This window comes from Curvibacter gracilis ATCC BAA-807, assembly GCF_000518645.1.
Classification (GTDB): Bacteria; Pseudomonadota; Gammaproteobacteria; order Burkholderiales; family Burkholderiaceae_C; genus Curvibacter; species Curvibacter gracilis.
In genome coordinates this window covers 35,653-50,940 of sequence record NZ_JADZ01000038.1, presented here as the reverse complement: position 1 = coordinate 50,940, position 15,288 = coordinate 35,653, and the positions used below count along the sequence as shown (strand labels likewise).

The 15,288-nt window shown below is 69.1% G+C and carries 14 protein-coding genes; 6 read left to right on the top strand and 8 right to left on the bottom strand.

Annotation, left to right across the window (positions count from 1 at the left end):
• A partial coding sequence (locus L880_RS33235) for a porin (RefSeq protein WP_043330315.1) occupies positions 1-1,074 on the top strand: 1,074 nt, incomplete at its 5' end.
• Between the two features lie 207 nt (positions 1,075-1,281).
• Here L880_RS33235 and L880_RS0122890 read toward each other — a convergent pair.
• On the bottom strand, positions 1,282-1,671 hold the full coding sequence (locus L880_RS0122890) for a hypothetical protein (RefSeq protein ID WP_027477653.1): 390 nt from the start codon (positions 1,669-1,671) through the stop codon (positions 1,282-1,284).
• 323 nt (positions 1,672-1,994) lie between these two features.
• Between L880_RS0122890 and L880_RS0122885 the strand changes: the two genes are divergently transcribed.
• The 3 genes from L880_RS0122885 to L880_RS33230 all read left to right on the top strand — a co-directional run bounded on the left by L880_RS0122885 (position 1,995) and on the right by L880_RS33230 (position 5,368).
• Positions 1,995-2,981 (top strand): Bug family tripartite tricarboxylate transporter substrate binding protein, encoded by a 987-nt coding sequence (locus L880_RS0122885; RefSeq protein WP_027477652.1) that lies wholly within the window; start codon positions 1,995-1,997, stop codon positions 2,979-2,981.
• 75 nt (positions 2,982-3,056) lie between these two features.
• The gene (locus L880_RS0122880) at positions 3,057-4,103 is read left to right on the top strand and encodes a histone deacetylase family protein (RefSeq protein ID WP_027477651.1); all 1,047 of its coding nucleotides are present in this window, start codon (positions 3,057-3,059) and stop codon (positions 4,101-4,103) included.
• 185 nt (positions 4,104-4,288) lie between these two features.
• Positions 4,289-5,368 (top strand): DnaJ C-terminal domain-containing protein, encoded by a 1,080-nt coding sequence (locus L880_RS33230; RefSeq protein WP_051443530.1) that lies wholly within the window; start codon positions 4,289-4,291, stop codon positions 5,366-5,368.
• 20 nt (positions 5,369-5,388) lie between these two features.
• On the opposite strand, the gene L880_RS0122870 is transcribed toward L880_RS33230, so the two are convergent.
• Positions 5,389-6,651 (bottom strand): MFS transporter, encoded by a 1,263-nt coding sequence (locus L880_RS0122870; protein ID WP_051443532.1) that lies wholly within the window; start codon positions 6,649-6,651, stop codon positions 5,389-5,391.
• Between the two features lie 56 nt (positions 6,652-6,707).
• Here L880_RS0122870 and L880_RS0122865 point away from each other — a divergent pair, with 56 nt between their 5' ends.
• Positions 6,708-7,655: a LysR family transcriptional regulator gene (locus tag L880_RS0122865; RefSeq protein WP_051443529.1), complete on the top strand. Its 948-nt coding sequence runs from the start codon at positions 6,708-6,710 to the stop codon at positions 7,653-7,655.
• Between the two features lie 22 nt (positions 7,656-7,677).
• Here the strand turns inward: L880_RS0122865 and L880_RS0122860 are convergent, their stop codons facing one another.
• The 6 genes from L880_RS0122860 to L880_RS0122835 all read right to left on the bottom strand — a co-directional run bounded on the left by L880_RS0122860 (position 7,678) and on the right by L880_RS0122835 (position 12,630).
• Positions 7,678-8,472, bottom strand: coding sequence for a class I SAM-dependent methyltransferase (locus L880_RS0122860; protein ID WP_027477648.1), 795 nt, complete (start codon positions 8,470-8,472; stop codon positions 7,678-7,680).
• A gap of 57 nt (positions 8,473-8,529) precedes the next feature.
• Positions 8,530-9,168, bottom strand: a complete 639-nt coding sequence (locus tag L880_RS0122855; RefSeq protein ID WP_027477647.1) for an FABP family protein — start codon at positions 9,166-9,168, stop codon at positions 8,530-8,532.
• 390 nt (positions 9,169-9,558) lie between these two features.
• Positions 9,559-10,536 (bottom strand): MYG1 family protein, encoded by a 978-nt coding sequence (locus L880_RS0122850; protein WP_027477646.1) that lies wholly within the window; start codon positions 10,534-10,536, stop codon positions 9,559-9,561.
• 44 nt (positions 10,537-10,580) lie between these two features.
• Positions 10,581-10,916 (bottom strand): type II toxin-antitoxin system HicB family antitoxin, encoded by a 336-nt coding sequence (locus tag L880_RS0122845; RefSeq protein ID WP_027477645.1) that lies wholly within the window; start codon positions 10,914-10,916, stop codon positions 10,581-10,583.
• Positions 10,913-11,167 (bottom strand): type II toxin-antitoxin system HicA family toxin, encoded by a 255-nt coding sequence (locus L880_RS0122840; RefSeq protein WP_027477644.1) that lies wholly within the window; start codon positions 11,165-11,167, stop codon positions 10,913-10,915. The genes L880_RS0122845 and L880_RS0122840 overlap by 4 nt, the downstream gene beginning before the upstream one ends.
• A gap of 119 nt (positions 11,168-11,286) precedes the next feature.
• Entirely contained in the window at positions 11,287-12,630 is a 1,344-nt protein-coding gene (locus L880_RS0122835) for a chloride channel protein (RefSeq protein ID WP_043330313.1), read from the bottom strand.
• A gap of 168 nt (positions 12,631-12,798) precedes the next feature.
• On the opposite strand from L880_RS0122835, the gene L880_RS0122830 reads away from it, so the two are divergent.
• On the top strand, positions 12,799-15,282 hold the full coding sequence (locus tag L880_RS0122830) for a penicillin-binding protein 1A (RefSeq protein WP_027477642.1): 2,484 nt from the start codon (positions 12,799-12,801) through the stop codon (positions 15,280-15,282).
• Positions 15,283-15,288: the final 6 nt, after the last annotated feature.

Genomic DNA, 15,288 nt, shown 5'->3' with positions numbered 1-15,288 from the left:
GAAAACGTCAAGACCAACGCCGGCCGCGTCTCCGGCGTCTCCCCTTCCGGCAACAGCGCCAGCCGCCTCGGCTTTCGCGGCGTCGAAGACCTGGGCGGCGGCCTGAGCGCCGGCTTCTGGCTTGAGGGCGCCATCAACCCCGCCAGCGGCATCGGCAGCAGCGGCACCACCACCAACAACCAGCGCTCCGACATCGCCGCCGGCGGCCTCACCTTCAACCGCCGCGCCACCGTCAGCCTGGCTGGCGCCTTCGGCGAGCTGCGCATCGGCCGCGACACCACCCCCAGCTGGCAGAACTACCTCAATGCCGACCCCTTCGCCGCCGCCGGCGTGGGCACATTGATCCTTGATTACACCGGCTCGGCCGCCACCAACACCTTTGTGCGCGCCTCCAACTCGGTGGGCTACTTCCTGCCCGGCAACCTGGGGGGCCTCTACGGCCAGGCCATGGTCGCCTTCGGCAACCAGCCCAGCAACGCCACCATCAACAGCATCGACACCTCCAGCAACGGCCGCTATACCGGGGCCCGCCTGGGCTACCGCCAAGGCCCGCTCGATGTGGCGGCCGCCTACACCCGCACCACCTTCGCCGGCCTGACCCAGAGCCTGGGCAACAACGGCCTGGCCGGCCCCGGCACCTCGGGCGCCGCCGCCCCGCTGGCGGGCGACATGGCCGACACCAGCGTCTACGGCTCTTATGACTTCGGCCCCGCCAAGGTGATGGGCATCGTGGCCCAGCAAAAGCTCTCCAACGTGGCCACCACCGGCAACGACCTCAGCACCAAGGGCTGGAGCCTGGGCGTGAACGCCCCCGTGGGCGCCTTCAACGTGCTGGCCTCGATCGGCCAGGTCAAGCTGGGCTCGGCCAAGGCTCAGAAGCTGGCCCTGGGCGGCATCTACAACCTCTCCAAGCGCACCGCCGCCTACGCCACCGTGGCCCGCGTCAGCAACTCCGGCGGCGCCTCCATGGCCGCCTCTTCCTACGGCTCGGGCGCGCTGGGCCCAGTCACCGGCACCAGCAACGTCAACGGCAACTCCACCGGCTTTGACATCGGCCTGCGCGTGAGCTTCTGACGCCAGGCTGCGACCACGCCATCAGCCTCTGAGCGAACCGGGACAGGGCGGGCACAGCCCCTGCCAGGGCTGCGCCCTTCCCCAGTTCGCCGGGCCTGGCGCCCCCCGTGAAAACGGGAATTTGCTTTCTCCAAGGCTTTGAGGGCACCGGGTTTCCGGTGCCTTTTTTTATTCGCGGGCGCAAGGTTGTGACGGCAGGCCTGGGGCTCAACGCTTTGAGGGCGGGCTTGACTTGGTGCGGCTGAGCGCTTGGCGCGCGCGAGCTCGCTCCCGCGCAAGCGCAGCATGCGGGGGCACATCTTCGGTGAAGGCCTTGGCCAGGAGATTGAAGACGAGGGCCGCCAGACAGTACAGCGCTGCACCACCCGTGCAAAAAGCGATCATGAGCACCAGGTTCCCACCCCAGCCGTCAGATGACTTGAGCCCGGAAAGGAGGTAGACGGTGACGCCAGTCAGGCCAACCAAGGCGACGGCCAGCCATGCGGTGACTGCCCCTCTCGGCCGAGGTCTGCCATCGCGCTTGCGGCGCAGAACCAGCGCCGCGAGAACCACGAACGCCAGACAAGGAAACAGAATGTTTTCGATGAAGAAGCCCATAGCAGCAACCTGATGTTGTGAGGCCTAGCGCGGCGGTAAAACAACCGAACCCAAACGGCCCAGCACAGGACCTTGCAGAGTGGGTCGACACAAGCTGTATGCAGGGGCATTCATGCCTGGAGTTTGCCGCAGTTTCCATCCTGGCAAGCCATGTCAGCGACGCCACCCGGGCCTATGGCGAGGATTCCTCACAATCTCCAGGGTCATCGCATGGCCGCTCAAGCCTTCACGGGGCCAGCGCAATAAGCATATGAATAACGGATGGTTGGCCCTCGTTGATTCAAGCTTCAGAATCGGGCCCCCACCCGCCCCGCGACTGCACCATGCCGATCAAACCCGCTCTTCTCGCCGCCATGCGGCTGTCCCTGCTGATGCTGGCGGGCGCCGGCTTGAGTGGTGGCGCCGCCGCCCAGGCCTACCCGAACCGGCCGGTGCACCTGACCGTGCACAACACCCCGGGCAGCGCGCCCGATGTGCTGGCGCGCTACGTGGGCAGCCGCCTGAGCGAGAGCTGGGGTCAGAGTGTGGTGGTGGACAACCGCACCGGCGCCGCCGGCGTGCTGGCGGCCGACGCCCTGGCCAAGGCCGCGCCCGATGGGTACAACCTGCTGGTGGGGGGCGACGGGCCGATCACCATCCTGCCGAATCTGCAAAAAAACCTGCCCTACGACGCCCGGCGCGACCTGCTGCCCGTGGTGCCCTTGGGCCAGATCGACTTTGTGCTGGTGGCCCACCCCAAGACTGGCCTGCGCAGCGTGGCCGATTTTGTGCGCGCCGCCAAGGCCCAGCCCGGGCGGCTCAACTACGCTTCGGCCGGCAATGGCAGTGCCTTGCAGTTTGCGATGGAACTGCTCAAGCAGCGCGCCGGCATTTTTGCCACCCACATCCCCTACCGCGGGGGGCCGCTGGGCCTGCAAGATGTGATGGCCGGCCAGGTGGATCTGATGTTCATCGCCATCGGGCCAGCCCTGCCCCACATCCGCAGCGGCCGCGTGGTGGCTCTGGCCACCTCGGGCGAGCAGCGCAACGCCCTGCTGCCCGAGGTGCCCACCGTGGCCGAGACCTACGCGGGCTATCGGGCCGGCACCTGGTTCGGCCTGTTTGCACCGGCTGGCACACCGCAGGCCGTGCTGGACCCGCTGGCCAGCGAGGTCAACCGCATCCTGAGCAGTCCTGCAGCTCGCAAGGAGCTGGCGGCCCAAGGCATTGAAACGTCCAGGCTGTCTCCACAGGCCTTTGCGCAGCAGGTGGGCCAGGAATACACGCGCTATGCGCAGATCGTGAAAAGCGCTGGCATCAAGGCCGATTGAGGCGGGGAAGACCGCCACCGCGTGCGCGCCGGTGGCTAAACTCTGGCCTTTCGTCTTCAGCCTGCCAGCGCCTGCATGATCATCTTCCACAACCCCCAGCACCACCTGCACGATGGCCGCCAGGAAATGTTCCGGGGCCGCCTGGTGCCCTGCCACGAAAACCCCAGCCGCCTCGACTATGTGCTCAACGAGTTGCAGCGCCGCCCGGTGGGCCCGCTGCGCCAGCCTGGCGAGCCCGATCTGGCCCCGCTGCACCGCGTGCACAGCGCGCCCTACCTGGATTTTCTGGCCCGGGCCTGGGACGACTGGGTGGCCCTGAACCCGGCCAATGCCGAGCTCGACATCCTGCCCTCGATCTGGCCGGTGCGGGGCTTCAGGCACGAGGCGCCCAGCACCAATTTCACGGCCCGCCTGGGGCGTTTCTCGTTTGATTCGGGCAGCCCCATCACCGCGGGCACCTGGACGGCGGCGCTGGCCGGCGCGCGCTGCGCCATCGACGCCGCGCTGGCCGTGAGCGGGCCGGCGCCCGAGTCGCGTGCCGCCATGGCCCTCACCCGCCCACCCGGCCACCATGCCGGGCCCGACTTCTTTGGCGGCTACTGCTTCATCAACAACGCCGCCGTGGCCGCACAGACCCTGCGCGATGCCGGCGCCCGCCGCGTGGCGGTGCTGGACATCGACTACCACCACGGCAATGGCACGCAGACCATCTTCTATGAACGCGGTGATGTGCTGACGGTGTCGGTGCATGGCGACCCGCGCACCGAGTACCCCTTCTACCTGGGCTATGCCGACGAGACCGGTGAGGGCGAGGGGCGGGGCTGCAACCTGAACCTGCCCCTGCCCACCGGCAGCGACTTCGCCACCTGGCGGGCCGCCCTGCAGCAGGGGCTGGACGCCATCGCCCGCTTCGGGGCCGAGGCGCTGGTGGTGTCGCTGGGGGTGGACACCTTCGAGGGCGACCCGATCTCGCAGTTCAAGCTGGCCAGTGCCGACTACCTGCAGGTGGGGGCCACCCTCGCGGGGGCAGGGCTGCCCACGGTGTTTGTGATGGAAGGCGGCTACGCCGTGGCCGAGGTGGGCATCAACGTGGTCAATGTGCTGCAGGGCTTTGCGGGCTGAGGGCAGGTGTATCCAATGGTTCGTGGCAGCGCTCGCCGCCCCCAGGCGGTGGCTGGGCCAGGCTGACGTTCTTTCACAGTCTGCGCCGGCGGCGCCCCGGCGGCCTGCTACGATGCGCCCCTGGCCCCAGCGCCCGCGGGCAGCTGCCCCGCTGGCCGGCACGCCACGCCAAGAAACACACCCCCATGGACAAGCACGAGGCCTACCGCGAACTGGGCCTGCCCCCCACTGCCAGCGATGAACAGCTGAAGGCCGCCTGGCGCCGCCTGGTGTCACGCTGGCACCCCGACCGCAACCCCAGCCGCGATGCGGCCAGCCGCACCCAGCGCATCAACAAGGCCTACCACCACCTGCGCGGCCTGCGTGACGAAGAGCCCGAGGCGCCACCCGCGGCCAAGCCAGCCCCCAAGCCCGCGGCCAAACCGGCGGCGAAACCAGCCGCCGACAAAGCGGCCCCGCCCCCATCGCCGCCGCCCCATTCACCGCGCGAGGTGACGGTGCGCCAGGTGAGCCTGTCCATCGAAGAAGCCACCCTGGGCTGCGTGCGCACCCTGCGCGGGCGCTTCACCCACACCTGCCCGGCCTGCCAAGGGCAGGGCCACCGGGTGCTGGCCAGCGCCTGCCCGGGCTGCCAGGGCAAAGGCACGCGCGCCAAGGCAGCCCTTTTTGGCTGGGTCTGGACCCAGGAAACCTGCCCCGACTGCGAAGGCGACGGCCGCCAGCGCGAGCGCTGCGCGCCCTGTGAGGGCACGGGCCAGCGCTCGATCAGCTACCGCCGCCATGTGCGCATCCCCCCGGGCGTGCGCGCGGGCGACGAACTCAGCGTGCCCGGCACGCTGCACGACGGCATCGAACTGGGGCTGGAGCTGCACCTCGAGATCGAGCCCCATCCCTTCTTTGTGCTGGAAGACGGCCAGCTGCGCTGCGAGATCCCGGTGTGCGGCTACGCCTGGGCCGCCAACCAATGGGTGGAGGTGCCGGCCCCCGAGGGCCTGCAGCACATGCGCCTGAACCGCGACGCCCTGGTGTACCGCCTGCGCGGGCAGGGCTTTCCGGAGCGGCCCAACGGCCCGCGTGGCGACTACATCGTCAAGGTGGTGCCGAGTTTTCCGGAATCGCCCAATTCCGAGCAGCAGGCGCTGCTGGATCAGTTGGCCGCCGCCTCGGCGCGCGCGGCCGATGCCCAGCCCGACAGCGCCCTGGGCCGCTGGCGCCGGCAACTGGCCGGCTGGCAGCCCAAGGCGGCGCCCGGCGCCAAGGACTGAGCCACCCCGGCCCTCGCCCTTCAGTCCCTGCCCTGCCCGGCCAGCGCCTGCCGGACCACCCAGGTCAAGGGCAGCGTGAGCAACACAAAGCCTGCCACCGCCTGCATGGCCGGGGCCACGCCCCACTGGTCGCCCAGCCAGCCGAACAGGCTGGGCGCGATGGCGCCGGCCCCGATGGTGGCGGTGTAGTAGAGGGCAAAGGCGCGGTCACGCCGCTCGGGCGGCACCAGATCGGGCACACAGCCGTACAACACCGACGAGGTGCCATTGAGCATCAAGCCCAGCAGGGGCATCAGGGTCAGCGCCCCCCACCAAGGCAGCAGCAGCGTGCCCACGATGCACAGGGCCGTGGCGCCTTCGGTGAGCCACACCGTGCGCAGCAGGCCCAGGTGGCGCTCCAGCACCGCGCACAGCAGCTTGCCCAGGGCCCCGCCCACAAACAGCAGGCCCAGCGCCAGGCCGGTGCCGGCTGCCCCGGCCCCCTTGGCCGACAACACAAAGGGCAGAAAGGTCAGAAAGCCCATGCGCGTGCCGCTGTCCACCACCCCGGTGGCGGCCAGTGCTGTAAAGCCCCAAGTGGGCGGTTGCACCGGGGCCTGCGGCGGTGCCGGCTGGGCCGGCCCGCCATCGGCCGCCGCGCCCTGCAGCGGCGGGGCGCGCAGCAGCCAGGCCAGGCCGGCGGCCGCCCCCAACCCCAGCAGGCCCACGGCGATCAGGCTGTGCTGCCAGCTCAGCCACATCAGCAAGGCCCCCACCCCGGCCGGCACGGCCGTCTTGCCCAGGTCGCCAGCAAAGTTGTAGCTGGCCAGAGCGCGCCGGGCCTGCACCCGGTGGCCGGCATAGGCATCGGCCACCAGGGCCGAGGCCAGGGGGTGTTGGGTGCTGGCGCCCAGCCCGCCCAGCAAGAGCGCGCCACACACCACCGGCAAGGCGCCACTGAGACCGGCGACCAGGTAGGCCAGGGCCACCAGCACGGTGCCCCCCACCAGCAGGGCGGGCCGGCCCCAGCGCCGCGCCAGGCGCGTGGCCGGCACCTGAAAGCCTGCCATGCAGGCCGCATACAAGCCACGCAAGGCCCCGGTGAAGGCCAGCGACAGGCCAAACTGACTCTGCCAGAGCGGCAACAGCACGTAGATCAGATCGGTCATGCCGTCGTGCACGGCGTGGGCCACGCTGGCGGCCAGCAGACTGCGCCGGGCTTCGGCCGGCATGGGCGTGTGGGCCTGGTGCAGGGGCTTGTCAGAGGCGGTGTTTGGAGAGGCGATGGAAACCATGCCGGGCATGATGCCGCGGCGGCTGGCCGCAGGGGGGACCAGAATGAGGAAAATGGAGAGCATCCATGAGTGAATCAGATACCCCCCACCGGCCCGATCCCGATCCCACCGCCACCCTGCCCCGCCCGGGGCGCCCCGAGCAGGTGCCGCTGAACGCCCTGCGGGTGTTTGTCGAGGCGGCCCGCTGGGGCAGCTTCAAGCGCACCGGCCAGCACCTGGGCCTGACGCAAAGCGGTGTCAGCCGGCATGTGGCCACGCTGGAGGCCTGGCTGGGCCAGCCCCTGTTTAGACGCAGCGGCGCCGGCCTGAGCCTGACGGATGCGGGGCGCCTGTACTTCGACACGGTGCAGGACGCCATGGCCACGATCGAGCTGACCAGCCAGCAACTGCGCAGCCGCACGACCGGGCCTTCGGTGCTGCAGGTGCGCACCTCATTGCCCTCGCTGGCCATGGCGGTGCTGATCCCGGCGCTGTCGCGCTTTCAGCAGGCGCACCAGGTGAGCGTCGAGCTGACCACCTCGCTGGCCATGCCACAGGCAGACGACACCTTCGATGTGCTGGTGACGCGCGATCTGAACCTGGGGCATGCCGAGCAGTGGCACCTGGCGCACGAAGAGCTGGTGGCCGTGGCCACGCCAGAGCAACAGCGCCGCTGGCAGCACAGGCCGATGCAGGCTTGGCCACTGTTGGTGGCCCGTTCACGCCCCGATGTGCTGGCCCAGTGGGCGCGCCAGCAAGGCACAGGGGCGGGGGCACTGCAGATCCAGGCCGGCTTCGACCATTATTTTCTGGCCATCGCGGCGGCCTTGAGCGGCGCCGGGGTGCTGGTGGCGCCTTCGTTTCTGGTGGCCAGCCACCTGCACCAGGGCCTGCTGGCCGAGTTGCCGCTGGAGCGTGTACGCGGCGAGGGCAGCTACCTGGCCTTCATCCACCCGCGCAGCACCCAGCCCGACCCGGCGCGGGCCTTCTGCCGCTGGATCAAGGCCGAGCTGGCGGCCAGCCCGGCGGCCTGAGCAGGCCCAGCGCTGCGCCGTGTCAGAGCCGGCGGGCCAGGTAGGCCTCGGTCTGGTAGGGAAAGGCCACCGTGCTCTGGCCGCGCAGGGCCGGGTGCTGAGCGACCAGATCTTGCAATTGCTGGCGCACCTCGGACTGTGCAGCGGGCGGCAGCGCGGCAATGAAGCTGACCGACATGAAGCGGTCCACGATCACCTGGGCAGGCGGGCCCACATGCTGGTAACTGAACCGGCTCAGCTCCAGCGGCCCAAACCAGCGGCCGGTGAAAGGCCGGCGCCAATCGCCCTTGTAAAAGCGTGGCGCATCGCCCTCGTGCGGGGTGATCAGGGCGGTCAGCCGGGCCACCCAGTCGACCGATTCATCGCGCACATTCCAGACCAGGCCCAGGCTGCCGCCGGGGCGCAGCACGCGGTGGATCTCCTGCAGCGCGGCCTCGTTGGCAAACCAGTGGAAGGCCTGCGCGCACACCACGGCGTCGACCGAGGCGTCGGGCAGGGGCAAGGCCTCGGCGGTGCCGCCCAACGCGGGCACCCCCGGCAGGGCAGCCGCCAACTGGGCCCGCATCTCAGCCACCGGCTCGACCGCCGTCACCTGCGCGCCGGTACGGGCCAGCAGCCGGGTGAACTTGCCGGTGCCCGCGCCCAGGTCCAGCACCTGGCGCCCCGGGGCCAGGCCCAGGGCCTGCTGCAGCCAGGGCAGCAATTCGGCCGGGTAGTCGGGGCGGCCCTGGGCGTAGGCCTGGGCCGCGTGCGAAAACCCCTGTTGAGCGGCCTCATGGACCGGTGCAGGCGTGGGGTCTGGAAGGGGCTGGGTCATGCGCAGGGCTCCTTGAATGCAACGCTCGGGTGCCGAACTGAGGCGCCCACAGCTTGATCAGGCCGGTCGGGCCATCGGGTTGGGCGTCGGCTCGGCCACCTTGAACAGATGGTTGCGATCGGTGTGGTGGAAGGGCTCGGTCTGGCCCCGGATCATCAGCACCGTGTCTTCGCTGTAGCCCCAGCTGCCGTCGGGGTGGATGGTGACCTCGATGCGGTACTCGACCGTCTTGAAGGCGTGGTCCAGAAACGGGTTGGAGCTGATGTTGGCGTGCGTGTCGCCCAGGGTGGAGACCAGCTCGAAGCGCTTGGCATCGGGGGCGGCCTGGCCTACCGCCATGGCGATCTGGCCGCGCGGGATGGCCAGGGTCTGGATCACCGTGCCGGTGGCGGGCTCCCACAGCCAGTAGCCGACCTGGTCGTGGTAGGTCTTGGTCTGGCCGGGCTTGACCACGTGCACGTGGTAGCGCAGGCCGTACAGCAGTTGCGGGCCGTTGGTCTGGGGGTCGATGGGTTGCAGCTCGATGCGTTCGACATAGGCCTGCTTGCGCGGGCCATCGGCCTTGGGCTTGACGTCCAGCCCGCGGCTGCCCTCCCACACCCCGGCCATGGGGGCCAGCGGGCCCAGATTGGCCAGCGTGTTGAAGTCAAGGTTGGCGGGCTCGATGTAGATGTCCTGGGCGAAGGTTTGCGACATGGCGATGCAGATTCGTGGGTTGGTGCCGATGCCAGCCCACCCTTGGCGCCCGACTCCAGCGAGCCCGGGACGGCAGCGGTGAGCCGACGCCCTGGATCATAGAACGGGTGCGCGCCCTGGCCTGGCTTGCGCGTAACAAGATGCCCGCGCTCCTGATTTATCCGTTTTTATCTTGATTCAGATAATTTATCCAAGCCAAGATAATTTCCGATAATTGAGCCCAACAGCCCCCCCGACAAGCCTGGCGCCAGCACTTGCCCAACAATTGAGCAGCGCAACACAAGCCCTTGTGAATCAAGCACTTGCCCTGGCTTTCAGCCCCCTGGGCACGGCTTATCCACAGTGTTGTTCAGGGTTTGCAGGGAAAACTGCGCACCCTGCCCCGGGGTTTCAGCGGCCAGCGGATTGCAGGGCCAGCTCGGCCAGGCGCACCGCACCGGCCTGGCTGCGGGCGCCGGCAATGAACAGGTTCATGTGGCAGAACACGCTGTCGGCCACGCCGGTGACGGCCGCCATCTCCTGCTCGCGCAGGCCAGCCCAGGCCTCGGGCAGGTCCATCTTGGCGGTGAACGAACCGGCCTCGACCGGCACGGTCTTGATCTGGTATTGGTCACCGTCCGAGTCGGGGTAGATCACCAGCAGCACTTCGGGCATTTCTTCGAGCACCACGTGCGTCCAGGGCATGCCGCCCTCGCGCAGGTGCAGCACGCGCCCGTCGAGCAGGCGCGGGGCGCGGCGCACGGTCTCCTTGGCGCGCAGCTGCGAGATCTTGCGCACGATGGCGTGGTCCAGAAAGCGGCGGGTGATGGCGATCGCCTCGCGGAAGCGGGTCTCCTGCAGGGCGGCCTTGGTGTCCTGCGTCAGGCCCTGCTCGTCCATCCAGTGGGTGTTGAGCTGCGAGATCAGCGCCGACAGGCCGAAGATGCCGGGCGCCACGTCGCCCTGGCCGGTGTCCACGATGTCGAGGTACTGCACCAGCGAGGCGTCGATCGAACGCACCACCTCGGCCACGCCGGCATCGTCCAAGGCATGGCCCTGGGCCTGTGCCAGGGCACGCACGTAGTCGGCGCCATGCGCCGCCCACACCAGGCCGGCGCTGGCATAGCCCACACCGGGCTGGCTTGCGCCGTCCACCACGCGGGCCGGGCGGGCCCCGTCAAAGCCGCGCTGGTGGTGATCGAAACGGCCACGGGCAGCATCCCACTGGCCGCCGACGTCGACCGCGAAATCGGCGGCCTCGATCTGTTCGTTCTTGCGGGTGCGGATCAGGGTGTGCGAGGGATGCACCCCCATGAGCACGCCCACGCCAAAAACGTCGTCGGCGTGGAAGCTGCCACTGTGGGTGGCGATGGTCTTGTGGTCGGTCATGGAGGGATTTTAGTGAAGCAGTCCTTCAGGCTACTGCGCGGCCCTCATCGCACAGCCTGCTGCACCACGTCTTCCACCCATTTATTCAGGCTCTGGCCGCTGGCCGCAGCCGCCAAGGAGGCGGATTCGTGCAATGCCGGGTCAACGCGAAGCAACAGGCGCCCCGAATAGCGCTTTCGGGGTTCTATGCCTCTTTCCGAGCAGGCATCCAGAAACACCCGCAGGGAAATGGCGCCTTCCCGGCGCAGGCCGGCCACATCGGGCGCGTAGAAATCAGCGCCTCCGTTGAGGTGGAGAAACTCGCCCCGGAACAGCTCAAGTTCGGGGTCGTAGGCAATGACGGCGGTGTGTCCGTCGATGTTCATGGTGTTGGCGGTCATGGCCTGGCTCCATTGTCTTCAAACCATTGCCGCAGCGAGGCGACTGCGGCCTTGTCCATGTCCGGACTCGGGTGAGGCCGGTGCATCACCTTGATTTGCCCGAACAACTCGATAGCGACTCGCGATCCCTCACGCTGACTGACTGACGCACCCATGGCGATCAGCAAGGCCAGCACATCGGGCCATTTGACGCCGGCGGGCGTCGGTCGCGAAAAGACCAGATTCAGGGTCTTCAAGTGCTTCGATTTCATTCTATTTGATATCAAATAAAGATATCAAATGATGGCTTGGCAACCACAGATCCCAGCACCCCTTTGTCCAACCCAGCCTACCGTCGCCCCACTGATCCCCCAAAGAGCCTCCACAGTCCTCAATGCCCAGCCTCACCCCGCCCCCGCAGCCCCTCCGGCAGGCGCAGCCACTGCAGATGGGCCAGCGAGGCGTACAGCGGCAGGCTGATCAGGCGCGACACCGCACTGGCCACCAGGGCGCTGGCCATCAGGCTCAGCACCAGGCCGTGGCCGTCCACCATTTCCATCACGATGATGAAGGCGGTGAGCGGCGCCTGCGTGGCCGCGGCCAGAAAGCCCGCCATGCCCAGGGCGATCAGGGTGCTGGCCTGGGCCGGGTGGAGCCACTGGGCCAGGTCGTTGCCGATGCCGGCGCCGATGGCCAGCGAGGGCGCAAAAATGCCGCCCGGCACGCCCGACCAGCTGGTCACCCAGGTGGCCATGAACTTCAGCAGCACGTACAGGGGGTTGGCATCCTGCGGCCCTTCGAGCAGGCCGCGGGTGTGCTGGTAGCCGCTGCCGAAGGTGGCCCCGTCGCTGGCCAGGCCCATCACGGCCACGGCCAGGCCGCAGCCGGCGGCAAAGCGCACCGGGTAGGCGCGGCGCCAGCGCGTGAACACATCGCCCGAGGCCATGCTGAGCGAGGCCACCATCAGGCGCGAAAACAGCCCCCCGGCCAGCCCCGCCACCCCGGCCACGGCCAGCGCGGGCCCCAACAAGGCCAGGTCGACCGCGCCCGGCCGGATCACCCCGAAATACGTGGCATTGCCGTACACCGACACCGCCATCAGCCCCGACAGCACGATGGCGGCCATGATCAGGCCGTTGCTGCGTTGCTCGGGCTTGCGCGACAGCTCTTCGATGGCGAACATGATGCCGCCCAGGGGCGTGTTGAAGGCCGCGGCAATGCCGGCTGCGCCACCCGCGATCAGCAGGCCCTGCTCGGACACCGGGCCGCCGGGTTTCAGGAATCGCCGCGCCGAGTGCATCACGCCGGCGGCGATCTGCACCGAAGGGCCCTCGCGCCCCAAGGACAGGCCGCACAGCAGGCCGCTGGCGGTGAGCAGCATCTTGGCCAGGGTCAGCCGCAGCGATACAAACCAGGCGCTGGCAGGCGCCGGCAGCCCCGGCGTCAAGGCAGCCATGACCTGCGGAATGCCCGAGCCCGCCGCGCCGGCGGCAAAGCGTCGCGTCAGCCACACCACCACAGCCGTGCCCAGTGGCGTCCACAGCAGGGGCGACCACCAGGCCAGGTGCTGCAGGCCATGAAAAGCCTCCAGGGCCTGTTCGGTCAGCCAGGTGAACAGCACCACCGTGAGGCCCGCCAGCACGGCAAAGCCCATCACCACCGCGCGCACCGACCACAGACGCCAATCGGAAAGCTCTCGGCGGATGGCCTGCATGACCTGGGGATGCTGTTTCATGGTGGGGTCGTGGGGTTGAGTGGCCCGGAGCCTGGGCTGCATAGGAATGATTAATTGTATTTGTACAAATTCAAATGCGTGCTGCACCTGCGTTGACAGGCCCTACACTCCCCCCTTCGCCGTGCCGGCCCCCCTGCCCCCCAGCCCGCGCGCCGAACCGCCAGCGCCATGACATCCGAGACCCCAGAGCCCACATCCCCCCTGCCCCGCCGAGTCCTCACCCGCCTGGGGGCTGAGCTGCGGCGCAGCCCGGCACTGGCCAGGGCCCTCGGGACGGCCGTGGCAGCCCGCATCACCCGGCGGCGCGCCGCCCTGGCCGTGGCCGCGGTGCCGGCCGCCCTGGTGCTCTACACGGTGCTGCTGATCCCGTTCACGCCCAGCATCCAGGACATCCGCAAGGCCAACCTGGAGCAGCCGGCGCAGATCCTGTCGGCCGACGGCAAGCTGATCACCGAATTCAAGCGCGCCAACCGCGAGTGGGTGCCGCTCAAGCGCATTTCGCCCCATGTGGTGGACGCCCTGATCGCCACCGAAGACCACCGCTTCTACCAGCACCACGGGCTGGACTGGCGCCGACTGGGCTCGGCGGCGCTCAGCACCTTTGGCGGCAGCCGCCAGGGCGGCTCGACCCTGACCCAGCAACTGGCACGCAACCTGTACCCCGACGAGGTGGGCCGCGCACCGACGCTGACGCGCAAGCTCAAGGAGGCCATCACGGCGGTCAAGCTCGAGATCGTCTACAGCAAGCCCGAAATCCTCGAGACCTACCTCAACACGGTGCCGTTTCTGTACAACGCCTTCGGCATCGAGATGGCGGCACGCACCTACTTCGACAGCTCGGCCGGCGCGCTGGATGTGCTGCAAAGCGCCACCCTGGTGGGCATGCTCAAGGGCAACAGCTATTACAACCCCGTGCTCAACCCCGAGCGGGCGCAGCAGCGGCGCAACACCGTGCTGGCCCAGATGGTCAAGCGCGACAAGCTCTCGCCCGCCGCCTTCGAAGCCCTCAAGGGCCGGCCCCTGCGCATCGACTTCGAGCGCCAGACCGAGCCCCCGGGCCCGGCCGCCCACTTTGCCCAACAGGTGCGCAAATGGCTGGTGGCCTGGGCCGACCGCAACGACTACAACATCTACACCGATGGCCTGGTGGTGCGCACCACGCTGGATTCACGCCTGCAGGCCCTGGCCAACCAGGCAGTGCAGCGCCAGACCAGCCAGCTGCAGCGGGTGGCCAATGCCGCCTGGGCCGGCCCCGGCACCTGGAACGCCAAGAACCCGCTGGTGCAGGGCTTCATGCGCGACACCCCGGCCTACCGCAGCGCCCTGGCCGCCGGCCTGAACGATGCCCAGGCCCTGAAGAAACTGCAGGCCGACACCCCCTTCATGCGCGGCCTGCTGCAGCAGAAGACCGTGCTGCAGGCCGGCTTTCTGGCGATCGACCCGCGCACTTCCCAGGTGCGGGCCTGGGTGGGCAGCCGCGATTTCGAGCAGGACGCCTACGACCACGTGCAGCAGGCGCGCCGCCAGCCCGGCTCCACCTTCAAGCCCTTTGTGTATGGCGAAGCGTTCCGCCAGGGCATGAGCCCCGACGACACCCTGGTGGACCAAAGCATCGAGATCGCCGTGGGGGGCAACGAGGTCTGGCGCCCCAGCGATGAAAGCCCGCCCAGCGGGCGCCCCATGAGCCTGCGTGACGGCCTGGCCTATTCCAAGAACACCATCACCGCCCAGTTGGTGCAGAAGGTGGGCCCGGCCAAGGTGGCGCGGCTGGCGCGGGCCCTGGGCGTGCGCCAGAGCAAGCTGGAAGAGGTGCCCTCGATCGCCCTGGGCACCAGCCTGGTCAGCCTGAAGGAAATGGTCAACGCCTATGCCAGCATCGCCCACCAGGGCCGCTACCTGGAGCCGGTGCTGGTCACCCGCGTCGAAGACCGCCAGGGCCATGTGATCGAAGACATCGCCCCGGCCCGGCCCGAGGCCGCCTTGCCCGAGCGCGTGGCCTACACCCTGATCGACACCTTGCGTGGCGTGGTGGACCGCGGCACCGGCACCGACATCCGCAACCGCTGGGGCATCCGGGCCGATGTGGCCGGCAAGACCGGCACCACGCAGGACAACACCGACGGCTGGTTCATCCTGATGCAGCCGCAGCTGGTGGCCGGCGCCTGGGTAGGCTTCAACGACAGCCGCATCACCTTGCGCAGCGACTACTGGGGCCAGGGCGCGCACAGCGCCCTGCCCATCGTGGGCGATGTGGTGTCCAAGGCCTTGCGCGGCCGCCTGATCGACAGCAAGGCCCGCTTCGAGCCACCGGACGACAGCAACTGGCTGCAGCGCCTGCTGCAACGCGCCCACGACAGCCTCAGCCAGCGCCTGCAGGAGCAGTGGCAGCACCTGGTGCAACAACTGCTGCAGCACCTGCCCCCCAGCCTGTGGCCGCAGACCGCCAAGGGCCCGGCCAAGCCCGTGGCCCCGCAGCGGCCCCCCACACCGACGGCCCCACCGCCACCGGCCGAGGAGCCCGACCCCTTGCAGAAGAAGATCGACGACATCATCACCGAGCCGCGCGAGGAAAGCCCGGCCCCCCAGGTGGTGCCCCAGGCCAGCCCGCCCCAGCCCTCATCGCCCCAGCCGCTGCCCTACGAGCAGCGCTGAGGCGCG